The sequence below is a fragment of the Sphingomonas horti genome (assembly GCF_009753715.1).
In the GTDB taxonomy this organism is placed as follows: Bacteria; Pseudomonadota; Alphaproteobacteria; order Sphingomonadales; family Sphingomonadaceae; genus Sphingomonas_B; species Sphingomonas_B horti.
Genome location: NZ_WQMS01000009.1, coordinates 39661 through 58050, shown reverse-complemented (window position 1 = coordinate 58050; position 18390 = coordinate 39661). Strand labels below are relative to the sequence as shown.

Sequence of the window (18390 nt, the reverse complement as noted above, 5' to 3'; positions counted from 1 at the left end):
CCCGTCCGCCGTCCATCACCGGCCACTTGGGCCGCCCTGGGAGGGAAGGCTGATGGAGCAAGGGAGTGGCGATGCTCCGCGATCACGCGGCACGCAAACCGCTTCTCGCATCAATCCGCATGGAGGGGTTCACCTCCTGCAACGAGATTAGCCGGCTTTTCTCGAGATGCGATTGAACGAAAGCAAATAATATCCGCTGCCCCACGATGATGTCGCGCTTGATCGTGGCGTTGATTGTTTGGGCCTCAGCTTCGCCCGCGAGGCATCGAACGAGCTGATCTATGGCGGCGTAGGTCCCTTCCGGCACTTGCTCCGCCTGCCACTCCAATATCGATCGTTTCGGATAAGGACCATTCGTCGGCGACGTCGATATCGAAATGCTGTCGCCGTCGTTCACGACAGCAACTTCGCCAGCTTCGCAGGAAAGGACTAGATCCGCGCCAATGGCCCGCCCGATATGGCCCACGGTTCCGTCGTCGAACCAGATCGACGCGCCTTCAATAACAGGGTCGCTTACGACATGGGATGTAATCCCGCCGAGTTCGACATTGGCCAGCCTGGCCTGCACGCCGGTCACGCGCCGGTCGCCTGCTGCCCATAGAATTAGATCGACGCTATGAGGATGGGTCCAATAGAGAGCGCCTGCTCCCATCGAGACCCGAATGTCCAACAGTCGGCCGAACTGGCCGGAGCCAGCGAGTTCCCGCGCGTAGTGATAGATGCGGAACAGCCGGCGGATCGCGCCATAGGACACGTGAATGTCGGGCCGCTCGAACAGGCTCGCGAGTGCGTCGAGCTCAGCCACTGTATTGCAAAGAGGCTTTTCCACGTGCAGCGCGCGGGTCCCGGCCGCGATGCATTCCTCGATAATGCGCGCGCGTCCTGGCGTGCGTGTGGCAATGCCCACCAAAGCGGGTCGGATCGTACTCAAGACCGTGTGGTAGTCGGCCAGGCCTGCCTGCACACCATAGGCTGCGCGGGCGCGTTCCAGCTGCGCGGGATCGGGATCGCAAAGAGCAGCGAGATCCACCGCGGGGTGCGCGGCCATGGCCTCAGCATGGGCGAGTGGAAACCAACAAGGAGGCGCGGACCGCTTCACGCTCTCACTCGTGAACGCGCCCATGCGGCCGCAGCCGATCACGGCAGCCTTGATCATGCTGCCCACTTCAGGAGGTATGTGACCGCGGAATTTCGACGCATCAGCAGGTCTTCGTAGGCCTGGCCCAACTCCAGACCGTCGTACGTGCCCGATACCAGAGATGCAGGGTCCAGGCGTCCGGACCAGATCAGGCTTGCCAGCCAGGCAATGTTCTCGCGCTCGTTGAACCGCAGAAAGCCGCGATTATCGTTGACTTCCGGAGACCAGCCCACAGCTTCGATGCGCAGCTGCTTCATGTAGAAATACTGACTGTCGAACGGGTTTTGCGAGGGCGGCGGCTCGCCGCGCCCCGGAAACCCCAAGCAAGCGAGAGTGGCGTTCTGTCCGGCCAGGCGAAGAGCGCGCTGCCAATCGTCCCAGCCACTGACCGTGGTGATGACCACGTCCGCGCCGCCGTCGAGGGCCTCCTGGAGCGGCCGCTCCTGGTCTCGCCTCCACGTCTGTGCGCCGAGGAGACTGGCGATCGCGGCAGGGCGGGCCTGATCGGAAATCGCATGCACATCGGCACCGGCGATGCAGGCCATCGTTACGCTCGTTAAGCCCAGCGCTCCTAGTCCGATCACCAGCACCCGCGAGCCCGGACGGACGCCCGAGCGCAACACCGCGTTGTAGCCGAGATGATAAAGATAGGTGCAGGCGATCTTCCCGGCATCGGCCTCGTCAGGCAGCTTCAGCAGCACCTCGCCCGCCGGAAGAGTCAAGTGGCTGCGATGCGATGCAAAGCTCAGGACCCGATCGCCACGCGAGAAGCCCTCTGCCGAGCTTTCGAGGACTCTCGCCACACTGCAATACCCCTGGAGTCGCGGATAAACGACGCTGGGCCGGAGAGGGGGCTTGCCGGTGTAGGCGGCAAGCTCGGTGCCAGGGGATATCGCTGTCACGATCGTCTCGCACAACATTTCGCCGGGCTGCGGGGGCGGCAGCTCTTCGTGACGGAACTCCAGCCTGCCAGGAGCGGTGAGCCATGCAACTTTGGCCGTCACAGTCACAACGGAAAACCCTTGCCCACCGTGACATAGGCCCCTCGTCCGGATGAATCGAGCGACGCTTCCGCTACGAATGCAAGCCGGCGCTCCGCTGCGCGGATATCGGCTGGAGCCGCATCAGGACGTGGTTTGCGATGCCAGCGATTTGGTTTCATTTCGTCGAACATGTCCCGATTGCGGTGTTCGTTCAGAACGAATTCGAGCCCGGCCGGCGTCAGGTCCAGCCACTCGAGAAATCGGTCCAGGTATTGAAGCGGCTGCTCCTCATAGTGCCGGACTAGCGCGAGCGCCGTTTCCCGATCGAGACGGCCATGACGGATTTCGCGGCAGGCGTGATCGGTCACTTTCGAATAACCGTGCTTTATCCATTTCAAATGGTCGTGAACATCCATGTAGTTGAAGCAGTCCACATAGTCGTAGGTGTCGAACGTCCGCCTGAACGCTGCGCCCTTATATCCATGGGTTTCAGCCATTCGTTCATGCTGCGCCTTAGGGTCCCATCGGATATAATTTCCTAGATAGATCCCGCGGATCCCGACGCTGTTCAGCTCCCCATCACTCGGGTATCGGTACTGCCAGATATCTTCTTCCTTTAACGTATCGAATATCGACAGCAGGTCATCCGCTTCCCGACCCATCAGGTCATGATCTTTTCGATATCGGCGTGTCATTTCGACTTCATGTTCGTGGCTGAACATGCCTACCTGTTCCAGGCCCTGATGCGCGCCCCATATGATCAGCGGTACCTTGTATCGAACAGCGGTCTGCACAGGAAACACGGTCTGCCCCGCTAGGCATGGCCAATAAATGCTGCCGAACTCCCTCAGCGTCGTCCGGGTGATCTTCTTCACCGACAGCGGGTTCACATTCTGGATCAGAACGTCGCAATCAAACTTTATGCGCAGATTTGCGAGGTTACGGATGCCAAGTGGAGTGTTGAAGTATTTGTTGTAGGTTACGAGCAGCGGATTGAGGCCGAGGCGCTCCTTCACTACGTGCACGATCCAATGTGAATCATGCGCTCCCGTCACCGGGACAATACAGTCATAGGTTTTGCCGCTCGTCGCGCGATAGGGAGCGATGATGGAAACCAGCTTCTCCCAACGCTCGGCAAAATCCAACCTGTCCTTCTCCTCATGGATTCGGCATCCGGAACAGACGCCTTCATCATCAACGATCAACCCGAGCGGATGACTCGTCGTGTAAAGGCAGCGGGAACAGGCAATGGCTTCGGTCATGGAGCGCAGAAGTCGGAGGATTGCTGGTAAGTCGCCGGGCGGATCGGGAGGCCGACCAGATTCTGCTTAAATGCCTGCAAAGCGTGTTCGCGATAAGACAGAAAATTGCCGATTGCCACCGCGGCAACACGCGGGGAACGGAGAATGTTGGACAACTGAGCGGCGTCGGACAATCCTCCGAATGCGATTAGTGGCACGTCGCAAGGCAACGCGTCGAGAAGCGCTGCATCGAACCGCAAGGGCTGGCCTTCGTGGCGCCAATCGATAACCAGGGCCTCGGAAATCGTGCCTGCCGCCAAATCCTTGAGGAGGCGATCCGAAAATGGTGCACTGATGCCCGTTCGGTAGTTCAGCCAACGAACCTCATGTCCCTCGATCGAGAGAGGGAGCGACGCAATTATGGCCTGATTGCCGAGATATTCGCCCGATCTGCCGATTTCATCGGGATCGTCCCACAGCATGGAGTCGACCAGCACGCGATCGGCTGCGGTTGCGACCACTGTGATCGCATCCTGAGCGGTCCGGATTCCGCCGGCATAGATAAGGGGCGTCGACAAGCCGAGCCGGCCGACCCGATCGAGGAGAGACAGGTCGGGGCCGAGACCATGGGCGCTTCGATCAATGCATTGGAGCAATATCTCGTCTGCGCCCCAGCGATCGAGATTTTCGGCTAGAATCTCGGGCCGTCCCAAGGGAAGGTAGCGCCGGTAGCCGATCGATTGGACCGCCCAGCCGTTTTTGACGGTAATGACGCCGATTATGCGCTTACGGATCACCGGCACAAGCCTTCGATGATGCTGCTCAGCAGGACGCGGCCCGAATTCTGGCTCTTCTCGGGATGGAACTGAAGGCCCACAACGTTGCCGCGTCGGACGCCGACCGGAAAGGCACGTTCCAGTCGGGTAATGCAAACCTGATATTCCTCGGGCGCGCGGAATACATGGCTGTGATTGAAATACATGGACTGGCCGTCGGAAGATCGGAACAGAGTATCTTCCTTGGTGACTTCGATGGAATTCCAGCCAATATGCCAGCGTCTTTGGTCGAGCGGTTCGACATTTCCGGGGATCAAGCCCAGCCCGGCTGTCAGGCCGTGCTCCGAAGACGCATCGGCTAGAAGTTGCATCCCCAGGCAAAGGCCAAGCAAGGGCATGCCATCGCGCGACCTGTGCTTCAAATATTCGTCGAGGTCGTGCCGATGGAGCGCCTCCATCGCCGCGCCGAATGCCCCAACACCCGGCAAAACCAGAAGATCGGTCGCGCTGAGTACGTCGGGTTCGGCACTGATCCGGCAACGATATCCAAGTCCATGAAGCGCGCGCCAGACGGATGCATGATTGCCGACGCCATAATCGACCACGCCAATCGTTCGGCGGCTCATAGCCCGATTCCGACCTTATATCTGCGGGTGATCTCGCCGGCCGGCGAAATATCGAAAAGCTGCCGATTTACACAAGCGCGGACCTGTTTCCAGAATTCATCCACTCTAATCCCAATATAGTCACAAAACGCGGAAATGTATTCCGATGAGCAACGACCATCATATTCGTTGACCAGAATAGCCGCATGTTCTCGTGTTAAGCGCCCAATTCTTATTTCTTCATTGACGTAGTCTGTCACGCGCCCAAAGCCGAACTTGTAGTACTTAATCATTTGATTGAGCGTCACCCAATCCTCATCGAGCGAAGAAACGCCACGAAGGTCGCCGGTATTTTCAACATCGTCGGTGCGGATGTGAAGACCATTCACGGCCGAATACATGCCGTTGTTAACCAATGACCAATCGCCGAGAAACCATCCAAGGTAGACGATCTGTATGCCGTGCGCTTCAAATTCTTCTGGTGTAGGATATTGATATGGGATGAGATTGCGCATCTCGGCTGTTTCGAGCATCCAATCAATCGCGCCGCCGGATAATGTGTTCATGTAGCGCAGGTTGTTACCGTCGTAGCCGGTACGCCCGAGTGTGTTGAGGTCGCCCAACTGAAGCCCGGGATTTTCCCCCCAAAGGATCAGCGGAACCTGATACCGTATCGCCAACTGCGGCACTGAGCTGAAGAGTGCCAGTTCGGTCGATCGCGCCCAATTCGTGAACCGGTCGAATGCCGTCCGCATCAGCTTGCGCCAAACTTGCGGGGCCGGCGCGGAAATCACGACATCGAACCCGTGCTCGATTAGGGCCGATAGATTGTCGACTCCCCGCTCGGTCACTTGCTCGGGGGGATAGCTGAGGCAGGCCAGCAATGGCCTCAAGCCTAGCTTGTCACGCACCCATAGAGCCTGGCGGGTCGAATCCTTTCCACCTGAAACGCCGATGATGCAGTCGAAATGGCGGCCAGCTCGACGCGGGTAGCTTGACAGGAGATCCTCGAGAATCTCAATGCGTTCCTGCCAATCCACATCCTGCAGCCGTTCAAAATAGTCGCACGCCGGGCAGGTTCCTGCCGGCGTAAATCGGGTATTCGGTCGGGTGTCTGGCTGAAGGCAGCGTGTGCAGTATTTCATCTAACAAACAATCGTTTAGGTCACGCACGGAGGCTGGCAGTCCCGCGGGTAGCAACCCGGCGCGCTTCCATCTGCGATCCGAACATGCAGCTTCGCGTCCACCCGTTCGCGGCTTATAGATGCTCGCGAGCCAGAATCCATAGGCCTACTCCGGGTTCTGCGAGGCTACCAGGCGCCGGAGATGAACGACTTTGTCATGCGGCAAGGCGCACGCGGGAGCATGGTCGGGGAGCGCACTCAACGCGGGACGGTCTGCTGCGATGGCAACGACCAACGCGAAAGATTGCAGTCCAGCGACCCATCGCGCACCCCTGATAGCCTCGGCAATATCTCTCGAATCGTCAAGACACCAGTTCGGATGGGAGTTGATCCATGCGTCATATTTTCCCGGCGGGTCAGAGGGGTGCGGGCGAAGTCGCATCGGACAATCGGACGGGATGCCGGCCGCGCCCGCGTGTTGCGTCAGATAGTCCAGCGCCTGGAACTCGCCCGCCCGTCCGCGGCCCCATTCGCTGCGTGCGGGCTCCGCAACGAACAAGAGGTCGCCATTGTCCGGACGGGGACCGGCCGCCTTCGCCTGACGGTCGAGATACAGGTTGGGCTTCTGCTGAACCGGAACATCGCGGAAGATGTCCCGCGCCAAGACATAGGCATATTTATCCGTTACCCAGATCTCGTCGGGCAACACCTCGATCCCGGATCGCGAGAAGCGCGCCCGATAGTTGAGCCAGTGGTCGATCACCGCAACGGAATGAATACCGGCGTGTCGCGCGGCCGCGCGAGCCTCGTGTTCGAGATCGCTGGCCCAGCCGGTCCCCGAAATCATCGATGCAGCACTGCCCAGCGCCTCTGACAGGCTGCAGGGAAGATGGTCGGGAAACCGTTCCCGCCAGATTTTCAGCGCCGGGCCCTCCATCACCGGGCGACATGATTTCGCAATTGCCGCATCGACCCAGTTGACGATGATATTGGCGGCACCGGCATCATGCGCCACGATCGCAATCGGCGATGCCAGATCGATCATCGGGCGAACTTTCCATAAAGCATCAGGTCCACCGGCTCCCCGTCGACCAACTCCTGCCTCCGCCTCACGCCCTCCAGCTCCATGCCGGAACGTTCCATCACACGCACCATGCCACGATTGCAGGCAAGCGTTCCCGCGGTCACTTTTCGGATCGCCGGCTGGCCAAGCAGCCAGCCGAGCATCAGATTCCAGGCGTCCTGGCCGAAACCTCCGCCCCAGAAGCACTTCTTGCCGATGAGGATCCCGACATCGGCGGTTCCGTGCGGAAGCGAGCGATAAACGGTCATCGTCCCGATCGGCTCGCCTCCGAAGGTCCGGACCGATACAAAGAGGTTGGGGCCGTCGTCGAACGATCTGAGATAAGATAGACACGTGTCGTAGTCGTGCCTGCGAAAGCGCTGGTTCGAGTAGCGCACCACATCCGGATCGTTCAGCCATCCGATATAGGTGTCCGTCACGTCATCAAGCGTGAATCTTTGGAGAATTACCTTTTGTCCTCGCAGCGTGTTCATGCGCTTTACACCCGCAAGGCATCCAAATTGTCCCACACTTTGCGAAATGCCGCGATAACCTCATCGACGTCTTCAGGCGGAAATTCAAACATGCACATGTTCAGGCCGAGGAATGTCCGTTCATGTAAATCTTCCGCAATCGGGCAGGTACCGTGGCCGTAGCGAATGTCGCGGGAAGCCAGCGTGAAGGGAAAACCACCGGTTCCGTAGGCGATCTTGTTTCTGAACAGCGGAAGCGTGTGCAGGTTCTGATAGCCGCACATCAGCCCGGGCACGCCTTCCGCTTTCAATGCGTCCACGATGCGCGCGCGGGATGCGCCAACAATCGCCGGATCGAGCTTGAGGCCATACACATAATAGACATGTGTGCCGTCCGGCTCAGTCTTCGGCGTGGTGAGACCGGGCAGAACCCCCAATCCCTGATCGAGCCGGCGCGCGATGCTCTGACGGCTGGCCACGCGGGATTCGAGCTTGTCGAGCTGGACAGAGGCGATCGCCGCCTCGATCTCACCCATTCGGAAATTATAGCCGATCATGTTAGCGAGGTCGGCGGGCCGGTCGCTCTTGATAACCGATTCCGCGTGGTTCCGGATCAGGCATAGCCGTTCCGCAAGCCGGTCATCGTCGGTGACCAGGATGCCCCCTTCGCCGCAGTGGATGTGCTTGTGGTAGTTGAGGCTGAATCCGCCGATATCGGCGACCGTGCCGGTATAGCGATTGCCAGTCCGCGAGCCGGGCGCTTGCGCCGTGTCGGTCAGGAGTTTCAGGCCGTGGCGGTCCGCGATCGCTCGCAGGGCCTTGATGTCGGACGACTGGCCGAAGATGTCGACCGCCAGAATGGCGCGCGTCCGAGGCCCGACCAGCGCTTCCACCGACCCAGGATCGATGTTGAAATCATCCGGATCGATATCGGCGAAGACCGGAATCGCGTTCCAGTGAAGGATCGCCATTGCCGTTGCCGACATCGTCCAGGGCACCGTTATGATCTCGTCCCCTGGCTCGATACCGATCGCGCCGACGGCTGCGATCAGGCCAGAAGTCCAGCTGTTGACCGAAATTGCGTGTCTGACGCCGAAATAATCTGCGGCCTTTTTTTCGAAAGCACGGACCTCCGGCCCCCCAAGGAAGAACTCGCCCGGCGCTCCGATGAACGCAGAAAGGACCCCCGAGCGGACCACGCGCGCCGCGGCTTCCGCCTCTTCCTCGCCCATGCTCTTGAAGGGCTGCAGCGGCCTGGTGATCGTCGGCGTGCCGCCCAGCAGCGCAAGCGAATTCGTCATGGAAGACCCTCAGAGGAATGTGAGCAGGATGAGAGCGCGCGCGATCGAATCATTTCGCACAAGCGCTGTGCAGCTAGCGCATTTGTGCCGCTGCTGGCGAGCGCCTCTTGATCGACGAGCGCGCCAGCGATGTTGGCGACGGCGCGGGACATGGCGAGATCGAAGCCCCCTTCGATAGTATCCGCAGCGCTGAGAACTCGATATCCGGAAAAGACGTTGCTGTCCTCGACTCGTCGGATTGCCCAGGAACGGCCGCCGTCAAGCATCACAATCACACCCTTTTCGGTAATCAGGGTGACTTCGAAAATGGAATAGTCCCGCGCATCGCCAATCATGATTTGCACCGGAACGCCGCCGCGGGAGCGCAGCAATGCCGGAACGCTGGGATCTTCGCGCCAGAAATCGAAGCGCGGAGGACCAGCCGTGACGACTTGCAGCTCGCCCAGTAGCAGATGCAAGAGGTCGATCAGATGGCCGCCATTGTGGACCACGCCTTTCGTATAGACCGCGCCGACCGAACGGACTTCGCCCCATTCACCCGACCGCAGCTCTGCAGCCAGCCTCAGCACAGCGGGATCCCAGCGGCGCGTGTAATTGACGGCGAGCTTCACATTTGCCCGACGTGCCGCCGAAATCAGATTCTCGGTCGTCGCGGCCGTGCTCGACACCGGCTTTTCGCAGAAGATCAGCTGCGGCTTGAGGGCCAGAGCCGCCGTGAAATGCTCCTCGTGGAGCGGGGTGGGTGAGCAAATGCTGATGACATCGTAGTCTCCCGCCTTCGCTAAGAGCGTGCCCAGATCGCTTGCACTTGCGGGGACATTCCAACGCTTTCGGAATGCCGCACGGCGGTCCGGAGCAGGATCCACGCATGCAGATATCTGGAAACGGGGATCACGAGCAAAGGCGCCCGCATGGGTCAGCGGCGGAGACGCCGCCGATCGCCTCGCGTCGAACCCCCCCGCGATGTCGCCGCAACCGATGATCAGGACGCGATACATTGTTTCCGCTTCAGGCAAGCATGTCCCAACTGACGGGCGTCCCTGCGGTCAGTGGCTGCTTCACGCGCTTGCCCAGCAACTCGCCGTAGAATTTGGGCGGCAGGCCGAAGCCAGGGCGAATGATTCTGAGATTGTCCGGCGTCAGCGTGTCGCCCGCCTCCACATCCTGAGCAATGTAGAGCGAGCGGCGGAAGACGAGCGAGTTCTTTTCTGCCTCGGTGCAGCCATAGCTGACTGTGCCGAGCGCCTGCCACGCGCGTTCTGTCTCCTCCCGCATCAACCTGAACTCCTCGGGCTCCATCGAGAAGCTCGAATCGACACCGCCGTCGGCACGGCGTAGCGTGAAGTGCTTTTCGATCATCACCGCTCCGAGGCTCACCGCGGCCACGGCGACGCCGCAACCCGTCGTGTGATCGGACAAGCCGACTTCCACTCCGAATGCCTCGCGCATGTTCGGGATGGTCGATATGTTCGTGTTCTCAGGGCTGGCCGGATAAGTGCTCGTGCATTTCAGCAAGACGATCCGATCGTTGCCGGCGGCCCTGGCCGTGCGCACCGCCTCGTCGATTTCCGCCATTGTTGCCATGCCGGTCGACATGATCATCGGCTTACCGGTTTGGGCGACCTTTTGGATGAGCGGCAGGTCTGTGATCTCAAAGGACGCGATCTTGTAGGCCGGGACCTCGAGCTCTTCGAGAAAATCCACGGCCGATTCGTCGAATGGCGTCGAGAAGCAGTGCATCCCGTGACGACTGGCCCGCTCGATCAGCGGCTTGTGCCAATCCCATGGTGTATGCGCCTCGTCATAGAGGCTGTAGAGCTGCCGCCCCGCCCACAGACTATTCGGGTCTTCGATCAAAAAGCCCGGGGCGGTTGTGTTCAATGTCATGGTATCGGCGGTATAAGTCTGCAGCTTGATTGCATCTGCACCCGCCTCGGCCGCGGCATCCAGAATCGCGAAAGCCCGCTCGATCGACTGGTTGTGGTTTCCAGACATTTCGGCGATGAGGTAGGGACGCGCCCTCCGATCGATTTCGCGCTCCTGAATCCTGATCATCTACATCTTCTCCAAACGAATACGATAGCGCTGCCCGCGATGTTCGAAGAACGCCGGATAGCGGTCCGGATCCGCAGCCCGCAACAGGTCGAATACCTCGGTGAGCGGCCTAGCCGGATCAATCTCGCTGTCGGCAGGGCTGCGTTTCGGCAGGTATGTCGGATCGCCTGATTGAGGGCGAGGCGTGCTGGTGAAGCAATGGGTCAGTGCCCACGTCATCAGCTCAGTCTCTGCATCGAACAGCGCCCGATTGATTTCATCGTGCAGCTCGGTCCCGTCGAACATCAGGTGGCGCTGCGCCCAAATGTCGCCGCTGTCCACATCATCCTCTGCATTGAGAAGTGTGACGGTGACATCGTTCCGGCCGCTGACGATAGTCCAGACAATCGGCGACCATCCGCGACCCTGCGGCAGGTCGCTGGCATGGATGACCAGGCAAAAGCGGAAACGGTCGCGGACTTCCTTGCGGATGACCTGATGGCAGGAAATCAAGAACAGAAAGTCGCCATCCGTCAGATCCCGATAATCGCGGTAAATGGAAATCTCACCGCGCGCACGGTTCGTCTCCTTCCACCGCTGCAGCCAGACGTTGACCGGATGCAGCGGATCACTGCACAGGACGGCAATCTTCATCTCGACCCCCGGTGCTCATGCATGGCCTCGGCCACGCGCAATGCCCCAAGCCCGTCGACCAGCGCACGCGAACGCTCTGCAAGTATCGCGCGACGCGCGGGATCCCGGACCAGTGCCGAGATTGCGTCGCGGATATCCTTCACCTCAAGGGAACGCTGCGGGGTGACACCGGCGGCGATGCCTTGTTCGAACAGAGCTGGCGCGACGGACATCTGATTTTCCGCGACAATCAGAAGGAGGGATGGCGCTCCTATGCAGCAGCGCTCCCACGTCGCGCCGCCGGCTGCGCCGATCTGAAGGTCGTGTTTCGCAAAGAACGCCGACAAATCGGGAAGATCAACTGAGATTTCCGTCTTCGAGCGTCGCCCCACAATTTGCCGCAACTCGGCCAGATTGGGGTTTGAAGACGTCGAGACCAGTTCAACCCAGCCCTTGAATCCTGCCAGGTCGATGCCCTGAAGCACGCGATCGGATATGTTGCCAAGGTCAACGCCACCCATGAAGATGCCGATGCTGCGGACCTCCTCGCACGGAACATAGCGCGGTGCATCCGCATATCGCTGGCTCAACAGGGCGTAGCGCGGACCGCCCAGCAGCAGGGCGTTCCCGGCGATACCGGCATATTTACGCCGATGATCGACGTGAAGGTTGTGATCGATGATCAGATCCGCCGCCAAAGGGCGATCGGCCAGATCATCAATGGCCGCGATCGCCGCACCCGAGCGCGCGCGCACCATTGAATGCCACCCTGAATCGAACGCATAGTGGTCAACGACCACCCAATCGGGCCGGCCGATATTCTCGGCGGTTTCGATGGCGTCCTGAATCTGGTCGACCCCGGCCCAGGCGGCGTGGCCTGTGCACCCGTGCGGCATCACCGAACGAGGAGCGGGCAGAAGCTCGACCGAGTGCCCGCCGGATTGCAGGGTCTTCGCAACTTGGAGGCCAAGATCTCGCATGACGAAGCGGATTTCGCAGCCGAACTTCTTCAAAGCCGCAGCTAGAGCCACACAACGGACGAGATGGCCGGTGCCGATTTCCTTCGATGCATCGACACGGATGGCGACACGCATGGATTTCAGGCCAGGGCCCGGAACAGCGCTTCCGCGCGCGTCCAATCGTCGGGAGTGTCGATGTCGACCACTCGCCATTCGGGAAGAATGATTGTGTGCGCGTGCGCATGGATCGCAAGCCCGCGTTGCCAGGTTTCCGCAGATGCCCAGTAAAATTGGCCCGCGTCGAAATAGGCCGGTTCGAGATCTTGCGTGCGAGTGGCGACGTGCCGTGGATCAATTGGCTCGACTTTGCCGCTCTCCTCCCGCCGAAGCGCTCTCTGGATAGGTGAAGAAAACTGCGCGACCGGAAAACTGTACCCGGTGCCACCCCGATCCTGGAGGAGATCCCAAGCGTTCGTAATGTCGGCAGGGTCTATCAGCGGAACACCGGGATAGATGCAGCACGTCCATTGAACAGCCCAGCCCAGGCGCGCACACTCAGCGATCGCATGCTGGATGACGGGCACAGTGGGCGTGTGATCGTCCGCAAGTTCCGGCGGCCGGCGGAAGGGAAGCTGCGCCCCAAGGCGCTCCGCAATCGCCGCAATCTCGTCATCATCCGTACTCACGACCACGCGGTCGAATGCGCCGCTCGCCTTCGCCGCATCAATCGCATAGGCGATCATAGGCTTGCCGCCAAAGGGACGGATATTCTTGCGTGGTATCCGCTTGCTGCCCCCCCGCGCCGGAATCACTGCAACGCGCATCAGACGAGTCCGCGCAACGCGCTCACGACGCGATCTTGCTGATCTTCCGTCATCTTGGGGAAGAGCGGCAGACTGATCGCGTGCGCATAGTAATTTTCCGCGTGGGGGAATTGGCCCGGGGCGAAGCCAAGGCGCCGGTAATATGGCTGGATGTGTATGGGGATGTAATGAACGTTCACCCCGATACCGGCTGATCGCAGCCCGGCAAAGACCTCGGCGCGCGAGAGCCGGGCCTCCGGCAGGAGCTCCACGACATAGAGGTGCCATGCTGATATCCGGTCGGCCAGTCGTGCCGGCAGCCGAAGCGGAAGGCCCTCCAGCAATCGGTCGTATCGGTCCGCCAGCGCGACGCGCGCGGCGTGCATGGCATCCAGGCGTGCCAGCTGCGATCGTCCCAGCGCCGCCTGAATGTCTGTCAGCCGATAATTGAAGCCAAGGACCTGCTGTTCGTAATACCAGGCACCTTCGTCCTTGACGTCCATTTCGTCGGGATTGCGAGTCATCCCGTGTGACCGGAGCAGTTCCAGCTTTCGAGCCAGCACCGGATCGTGCGTGGTGACGACACCGCCTTCGGCAGTCGTCACGATTTTCACAGCGTGAAAGCTGAACACGGTCGCATCAGCAAAGCCGCTTCCGATCGGATTATGCCGATAGCTTGCGCCCGTTGCGTGGCTGGCATCCTCGAGGATCTTGAAACCGTATCGATCGGCAAGGCTGCGGATTTCGGCGAGGTCCGCCGGCAGCCCCGCGAAGTCGACCGGGATCACGACATGCGGCAGCCGGCCAAGCCGGTCGGCCGCCACCAGCTTGGCTGCGAGGTGCGCGGCCGACATGTTGCGCGTCGACGGATCAATGTCGACAAAATCGATGTCGCCACCGCAGTAGAGGGCGCAATTCGCGGAAGCCAGGAAGCTGTTCGGGCTGGTCCAGACCAGGGAGCCCGGCCCGACCCCGAGCGCGACACAGGCGAGGTGCAGCGCGGCCGTCGCGTTCGATACCGCGACCGCGTGCGGGACCTGATGAGCGCGCGCGAACGCTTGCTCGAACGCGACCACCTCCGGCCCCTGAGTCAGGAACGGCGCGCGGAGTACGGATACGACGGCATCGATGTCGGCCTGCTCGATCGCCTGACAGCTATAGGGGATGTGATCCACGGCTTAGCCGGCCAGCTGGCTGGTGACGCACTGCGCAATGAGGGAGCGAAGCTGCTCCACGGTCAGGAAATCCGTGTTCGTGCCGCTGTTGTAGGCAAAACCGGGCTCCACGCGATGTGCGCCGACCCGCCGGCAATAGTCATCGAGCGAATAATGCGCCGAGACGGGAAGGATCGCGTAATAACTGCCCATGTCGACGGTGTTCATGCTGTCGCTCGCCGTGATCATCTCCTCGTGGATTTTCTCGCCGGGCCGCACGCCCACGATTTCCTGCCGGGCGTTTGGCGCGATCGCCGTCGCGACGTCGCAAATGCGATAGGATGGAATTTTGGGGACCAGCAATTCTCCGCCTTCGGCATTGCCGATGGACCAGAGGACCATGTCAACGCCTTCCTGCAGCGAGATGTTGAAGCGCGTCATCCGCGGGTCCGTAATCGGCAGCACGCCACTGTCCTTGCGGGCAAGAAAGAAGGGGATGACGGAGCCGCGGCTGCCCATCACGTTTCCGTAACGGACGACGCTGAACCGAATCCCGCGCGAGCCCTGAATATTGTTGGCGGCGATGAACAACTTGTCCGAGCAGAGTTTCGTTGCCCCGTAAAGGTTGATCGGCGCGGCCGCCTTGTCCGTCGAAAGGGCCACCACGCGCTCGACCTTGCTGTCCAGGCAGGCCTCGATCAGGTTCTGCGCACCAAGAACATTTGTCTTGATGCATTCGAAGGGATTGTATTCGGCGGCGGGAACCTGCTTGAGGGCAGCCGCGTGAACGACGATGTCGACCCCCTCGAGCGCGCGGCGCAGGCGCGCCTCGTCCCGAATATCACCGATGAAATAGCGAATTCCCGGATAGCGGCTGTCGGGAAATTTCTGCGCCATTTCAAATTGCTTCAGTTCGTCGCGCGAATAGATGACGAGGCGCCGGATGCCAGGATAGCGTTCCAGCACCGTCTTAACAAACGCCTTCCCGAACGAACCGGTGCCGCCTGTAATGAGAATCGATTTGTCGTTCAGCATAAGCTCTCGATTGCCTGGTCAGTTGGGCGAAGGAATGGGGGCAGGTGCGGCAGCGCCGTCTACACGGTTGAGAGGGCGGGGCAAGTTTACCTGGACCCGTAGCCCGATAACATTGTCGGTATGGTGCGAAGCGCGATCAGCATGTCGAGCCAAGCCGAGAAGTTCTTGATGTAATAGAAGTCGTAAGTGAGCTTCTGGTTCACCGCTTCCAGATCGGTCACATGGCCCTGATTGACCTGCGCCCAGCCGGTAATCCCGGGTCGGACGATATGTCGGTAGAGATAGAATGGAAGTTCAGTTTCATACCACCGCGACAGCGGGACGGCCTCAGGTCGCGGACCGATCAGACTCATCTCCCCCTTCAGCACATTGATGACCTGAGGCAGCTCGTCCAGACGCAGGCGACGCAGGATTCGCCCGACACGGGTGATGCGCTCGTCCTCGTCTTTCGTCATCGCGTCCTCGATTGCTGCGCCTTGATCGGCGAGGGGCGAGCGTGCGCGCATCGTGCGGAATTTGTACATCCAGAAGGGCCGGCCCCGATATCCCATCCGCTCCTGGAAAAACAGGACGGGCCCCCGCGAATCCAGCAGGATCAGGACACTGATGACGGCCATCACGGGAAGAATGATCGGCAGCAGCAACAGCACGCCGGCTATGTCGAGGAATCGCTTGATCTTCACGAACGCAAGATTCGGCATCAGTGATCCGAAGCTGTTCTCCGACAGATGCTCGATAGAGACACGGCCGGTCAGCGACTCCCCCAACTGCTTGGTGTGGTAAACCGGATGCCCGCGCACGGCTGCCTTTGCGAGCATGTGCTCCCATTCGGGTGCGTGATCGTAGCGCAGATCCGCCACGATCGCCGACTCGCGATCCTGCGGCAACACGGGCGCCGACATCATGATCCATTCTACACCTTCGATGTATAGAATGGGCGCCATGCAGCCGTGGGGAACGACAAAGAAGCGCCGCCTGGCATTTCGCTCGATCGTATAGCTGAGAAGGAAGGCGCCTGCGACAGCCAGGGCAAAGCTCGTGCTCAGGAACAGGCGGCTGTAGTCGTAACGGACCGCAAACAGCGCGACCAGGATCAGCCCATAGGACGTCACGAATGACGGCAGAATATAACCAAAGGCGCCCACGCCGGGAAATGCGGTCAACTTTCTCAGCAGCAGCAAGCCGACCGCAATGCCCGTGAACGCCGCGAACAGGCTGTTCTGTATGCCGCCGGGACGATAATCCTGCAGCCCCAGCCCAAAGAAAATTGTGGCGGCCGGCATTGCCAGAGCCAGCATGAGAAGCACTGTTATTTGGAAGCTGAAGGACTCGAAAACGGTCACGCGAGCCGGACGGACGGCTGCTTCTCGGGTCATCAACATATGGTTTTCCGTCTCTTCCCCACCTTGTCGCCCCGAGCATGGCAGCAAGGCGCTTGCCGTCCGATCGGTCCGGCCAGTCATTCGCAGGCACGCGCCGCCGTCCGTCCATCGTCCGGGCCGGTGCAGCGGAGCCCGCTCGCATTAGTCATTGAGCCCGCAACTGTCGAGTGGTTCCGGGATTTGTGCGGCGAGGTGGTTGAAGGAAATGACAAAACGGCGGGTGCGCGGCGCGCTCGGTTCAGCGTGTGTGGTTGATCCAGATCGTGACCGCATGAAGATTGTACTCGCTGTCGGCGACGATGTCGGCATCGCCATCGCCATCGATGTCGACCGCGCGTACGGCGACGTATGACGCCGTGCCGGCCTCGATCAGGTTTGCTTCCCAGCCCTGATCGGTCTGCTTGAGCCAATAGACGCCGCCTCGACGGGGATCGGTCGGCGATGTCGACAAAGAACCGATGGTGAAGACGACATCCATTTTCCCGTCGAGATCGATGTCTGCAGCGTCGACTTCGGTGACGACGATCTGCTCCGCCTCAGAAGCGAAGTCGGCAATTGTCTGACTTGAGATCGTATCCGTGGCTGCATCGAGCCAAAACAACTTTATGCCTTGATAGACGGGTTGCAGTATTTCCGACCTGCCGTCCTTATTGAGGTCCACGGCGATGCCGTAATGGCCGTGAATTGCCAAGACAGGCGCCGAAATGCGCCTCCATGTCAAGCCACCATCGCCGAGGAAGATGGCCAAATCTCCGGTCTCGTTGTTGGTGGTGACGACGTCCAATTTGCCATCGGCATTCATGTCGGCCACGACGAGTGACCGGAGTGTTGTCAGGTCGTCAGACGGCCCGATTGCCCGCTGAACCCAGTGATCGTCCGCGGTGCCTGGATTCTGCAACCATACGAGTCCGCGCACCGCCGGATTGGGATCGGTGTCGGGCTGATTGCGCATCGCGACGACAATGTCCTTGTCGCCATCGCCGTCGATATCCGCAGCGGCAATATTCAGGGCGCCCGGCGTGGCAAACGACAGATAGCGTCTAGTCCACTTCACGCCTCGAATGCCGGGATTGATATAGGCGGCGACCGCGCCGTGGGAATTGACCACGCCCACGATGTCGGGAAGCTTGTCTCCATTCACGTCGATGGCGACCTGCCGCTCAAACAGGATATAACCGCCGCGCTGCAGCTCGGGAAAGGCGTCGTTGGCGACGATCGGTTCCAGAGACGGGGCGCCCCAGCGCATATATCCGATCACGCCGGGCGGCGAGCGGTCGATGACACGCGTGGTGTAGGAATCGAAGAAGCTGATGTCGGGCCGGGCGTCGCAGTCATAGTCCGCCACCGCAAACCCGTAGGAGTAGTTCATCCTTGAAAGAACCGTTTCGGCTGTGAAACCGACGGTGGAACCGGTGAGCTTCGTGAGGTCGAAGATGCCCGGCCCAGGCGGGTTGCCCAAGTCGAAATTGCCGACGGGAACAGGCGGAAGCGCTGGCCCCGGGCAGGGATAGAGCACGACGGTCGGGGTTGGCGTCCCGGTCGGCGCGGCCCCGGCACCGCTACTTTGACTTGTCGAACCGCCGCCACAACCGCCGATCAGCAGTGCGACAATCGTGCACGCAATCGGCCTACCCAGAGGGCTCATCGCTGTACTCATGATGCTACTGAAGAGGTGGGAAGTTATGC

At 60.4% G+C, this 18390-nt stretch carries 18 protein-coding genes; all 18 read right to left on the bottom strand.

Annotation, left to right across the window (positions count from 1 at the left end):
* Positions 1–82: 82 nt before the first annotated feature.
* The gene (locus GON01_RS08655) at positions 83–1156 is read right to left on the bottom strand and encodes a Gfo/Idh/MocA family protein (protein WP_157026975.1); all 1074 of its coding nucleotides are present in this window, start codon (positions 1154–1156) and stop codon (positions 83–85) included.
* Complete coding sequence (locus GON01_RS08650; RefSeq protein WP_157026974.1) at positions 1153–2148, bottom strand: zinc-dependent alcohol dehydrogenase; 996 nt, start codon at positions 2146–2148, stop codon at positions 1153–1155. Before GON01_RS08650 ends, GON01_RS08655 begins: the two co-directional genes overlap by 4 nt.
* Complete coding sequence (locus GON01_RS08645) at positions 2145–3383, bottom strand: N-acetyl sugar amidotransferase (protein WP_157026973.1); 1239 nt, start codon at positions 3381–3383, stop codon at positions 2145–2147. The genes GON01_RS08650 and GON01_RS08645 overlap by 4 nt, the downstream gene beginning before the upstream one ends.
* Entirely contained in the window at positions 3380–4159 is a 780-nt protein-coding gene (locus tag GON01_RS08640) for a HisA/HisF-related TIM barrel protein (protein ID WP_157026972.1), read from the bottom strand. Before GON01_RS08640 ends, GON01_RS08645 begins: the two co-directional genes overlap by 4 nt.
* Positions 4156–4764 carry an imidazole glycerol phosphate synthase subunit HisH gene (gene hisH, locus GON01_RS08635; RefSeq protein WP_157026971.1) on the bottom strand — a complete coding sequence of 203 codons (609 nt, stop codon included), beginning with the start codon at positions 4762–4764 and terminating at the stop codon, positions 4156–4158. The genes GON01_RS08640 and hisH overlap by 4 nt, the downstream gene beginning before the upstream one ends.
* Positions 4761–5888 carry an N-acetyl sugar amidotransferase gene (locus GON01_RS08630; protein ID WP_157026970.1) on the bottom strand — a complete coding sequence of 376 codons (1128 nt, stop codon included), beginning with the start codon at positions 5886–5888 and terminating at the stop codon, positions 4761–4763. The genes hisH and GON01_RS08630 overlap by 4 nt, the downstream gene beginning before the upstream one ends.
* Before the next feature lie 145 nt (positions 5889–6033).
* A complete protein-coding gene (locus tag GON01_RS08625) occupies positions 6034–6912 on the bottom strand; it encodes a hypothetical protein (protein WP_157026969.1) in 879 nt (292 codons plus the stop codon).
* Entirely contained in the window at positions 6909–7424 is a 516-nt protein-coding gene (locus GON01_RS08620) for a GNAT family N-acetyltransferase (RefSeq protein ID WP_157026968.1), read from the bottom strand. The genes GON01_RS08625 and GON01_RS08620 overlap by 4 nt, the downstream gene beginning before the upstream one ends.
* A 5-nt stretch (positions 7425–7429) precedes the next feature.
* Positions 7430–8704 carry a DegT/DnrJ/EryC1/StrS family aminotransferase gene (locus GON01_RS08615; RefSeq protein ID WP_157026967.1) on the bottom strand — a complete coding sequence of 425 codons (1275 nt, stop codon included), beginning with the start codon at positions 8702–8704 and terminating at the stop codon, positions 7430–7432.
* The gene (locus GON01_RS08610; protein WP_157026966.1) at positions 8701–9702 is read right to left on the bottom strand and encodes a Gfo/Idh/MocA family protein; all 1002 of its coding nucleotides are present in this window, start codon (positions 9700–9702) and stop codon (positions 8701–8703) included. Before GON01_RS08610 ends, GON01_RS08615 begins: the two co-directional genes overlap by 4 nt.
* A gap of 10 nt (positions 9703–9712) precedes the next feature.
* The gene (pseI, locus tag GON01_RS08605) at positions 9713–10759 is read right to left on the bottom strand and encodes a pseudaminic acid synthase (protein WP_157026965.1); all 1047 of its coding nucleotides are present in this window, start codon (positions 10757–10759) and stop codon (positions 9713–9715) included.
* On the bottom strand, positions 10760–11392 hold the full coding sequence (locus GON01_RS08600) for a formyltransferase family protein (protein ID WP_157026964.1): 633 nt from the start codon (positions 11390–11392) through the stop codon (positions 10760–10762). It lies immediately after the preceding gene.
* Positions 11389–12465: a UDP-2,4-diacetamido-2,4,6-trideoxy-beta-L-altropyranose hydrolase gene (gene pseG, locus GON01_RS08595; protein WP_181600082.1), complete on the bottom strand. Its 1077-nt coding sequence runs from the start codon at positions 12463–12465 to the stop codon at positions 11389–11391. The genes GON01_RS08600 and pseG overlap by 4 nt, the downstream gene beginning before the upstream one ends.
* 5 nt (positions 12466–12470) lie before the next feature.
* Entirely contained in the window at positions 12471–13154 is a 684-nt protein-coding gene (gene pseF, locus GON01_RS08590) for a pseudaminic acid cytidylyltransferase (protein WP_157026962.1), read from the bottom strand.
* Positions 13154–14308, bottom strand: a complete 1155-nt coding sequence (pseC, locus tag GON01_RS08585) for a UDP-4-amino-4,6-dideoxy-N-acetyl-beta-L-altrosamine transaminase (RefSeq protein ID WP_181600081.1) — start codon at positions 14306–14308, stop codon at positions 13154–13156. Before pseC ends, pseF begins: the two co-directional genes overlap by 1 nt.
* A 3-nt stretch (positions 14309–14311) precedes the next feature.
* Positions 14312–15322: a UDP-N-acetylglucosamine 4,6-dehydratase (inverting) gene (gene pseB / locus GON01_RS08580; protein WP_157026961.1), complete on the bottom strand. Its 1011-nt coding sequence runs from the start codon at positions 15320–15322 to the stop codon at positions 14312–14314.
* An 86-nt stretch (positions 15323–15408) separates the two neighbouring features.
* Positions 15409–16704 carry a sugar transferase gene (locus GON01_RS08575; protein ID WP_157026960.1) on the bottom strand — a complete coding sequence of 432 codons (1296 nt, stop codon included), beginning with the start codon at positions 16702–16704 and terminating at the stop codon, positions 15409–15411.
* Between the two features lie 238 nt (positions 16705–16942).
* Positions 16943–18361: an FG-GAP repeat domain-containing protein gene (locus GON01_RS08570; protein ID WP_157026959.1), complete on the bottom strand. Its 1419-nt coding sequence runs from the start codon at positions 18359–18361 to the stop codon at positions 16943–16945.
* Positions 18362–18390 lie beyond the last annotated feature (29 nt).

What these genes read in the sequence shown, in the direction of transcription:
- GON01_RS08600 (WP_157026964.1), bottom strand. Translation starts at nt 11,392, where the DNA reads ATGAAGATTGCCGTCCTGTGCAGTGATCCGCTGCATCCGGTCAACGTC.
- GON01_RS08655 (WP_157026975.1), bottom strand. Translation starts at nt 1,156, where the DNA reads ATGATCAAGGCTGCCGTGATCGGCTGCGGCCGCATGGGCGCGTTCACG.
- GON01_RS08620 (WP_157026968.1), bottom strand. Translation starts at nt 7,424, where the DNA reads ATGAACACGCTGCGAGGACAAAAGGTAATTCTCCAAAGATTCACGCTT.
- GON01_RS08615 (WP_157026967.1), bottom strand. Translation starts at nt 8,704, where the DNA reads ATGACGAATTCGCTTGCGCTGCTGGGCGGCACGCCGACGATCACCAGG.
- pseF (WP_157026962.1), bottom strand. Translation starts at nt 13,154, where the DNA reads ATGCGCGTTGCAGTGATTCCGGCGCGGGGGGGCAGCAAGCGGATACCA.
- pseB (WP_157026961.1), bottom strand. Translation starts at nt 15,322, where the DNA reads ATGCTGAACGACAAATCGATTCTCATTACAGGCGGCACCGGTTCGTTC.
- pseG (WP_181600082.1), bottom strand. Translation starts at nt 12,465, where the DNA reads ATGCGTGTCGCCATCCGTGTCGATGCATCGAAGGAAATCGGCACCGGC.
- GON01_RS08625 (WP_157026969.1), bottom strand. Translation starts at nt 6,912, where the DNA reads ATGATCGATCTGGCATCGCCGATTGCGATCGTGGCGCATGATGCCGGT.
- pseI (WP_157026965.1), bottom strand. Translation starts at nt 10,759, where the DNA reads ATGATCAGGATTCAGGAGCGCGAAATCGATCGGAGGGCGCGTCCCTAC.
- GON01_RS08570 (WP_157026959.1), bottom strand. Translation starts at nt 18,361, where the DNA reads ATGAGTACAGCGATGAGCCCTCTGGGTAGGCCGATTGCGTGCACGATT.
- GON01_RS08630 (WP_157026970.1), bottom strand. Translation starts at nt 5,888, where the DNA reads ATGAAATACTGCACACGCTGCCTTCAGCCAGACACCCGACCGAATACC.
- GON01_RS08645 (WP_157026973.1), bottom strand. Translation starts at nt 3,383, where the DNA reads ATGACCGAAGCCATTGCCTGTTCCCGCTGCCTTTACACGACGAGTCAT.
- GON01_RS08575 (WP_157026960.1), bottom strand. Translation starts at nt 16,704, where the DNA reads ATGTTGATGACCCGAGAAGCAGCCGTCCGTCCGGCTCGCGTGACCGTT.
- hisH (WP_157026971.1), bottom strand. Translation starts at nt 4,764, where the DNA reads ATGAGCCGCCGAACGATTGGCGTGGTCGATTATGGCGTCGGCAATCAT.
- GON01_RS08610 (WP_157026966.1), bottom strand. Translation starts at nt 9,702, where the DNA reads ATGTATCGCGTCCTGATCATCGGTTGCGGCGACATCGCGGGGGGGTTC.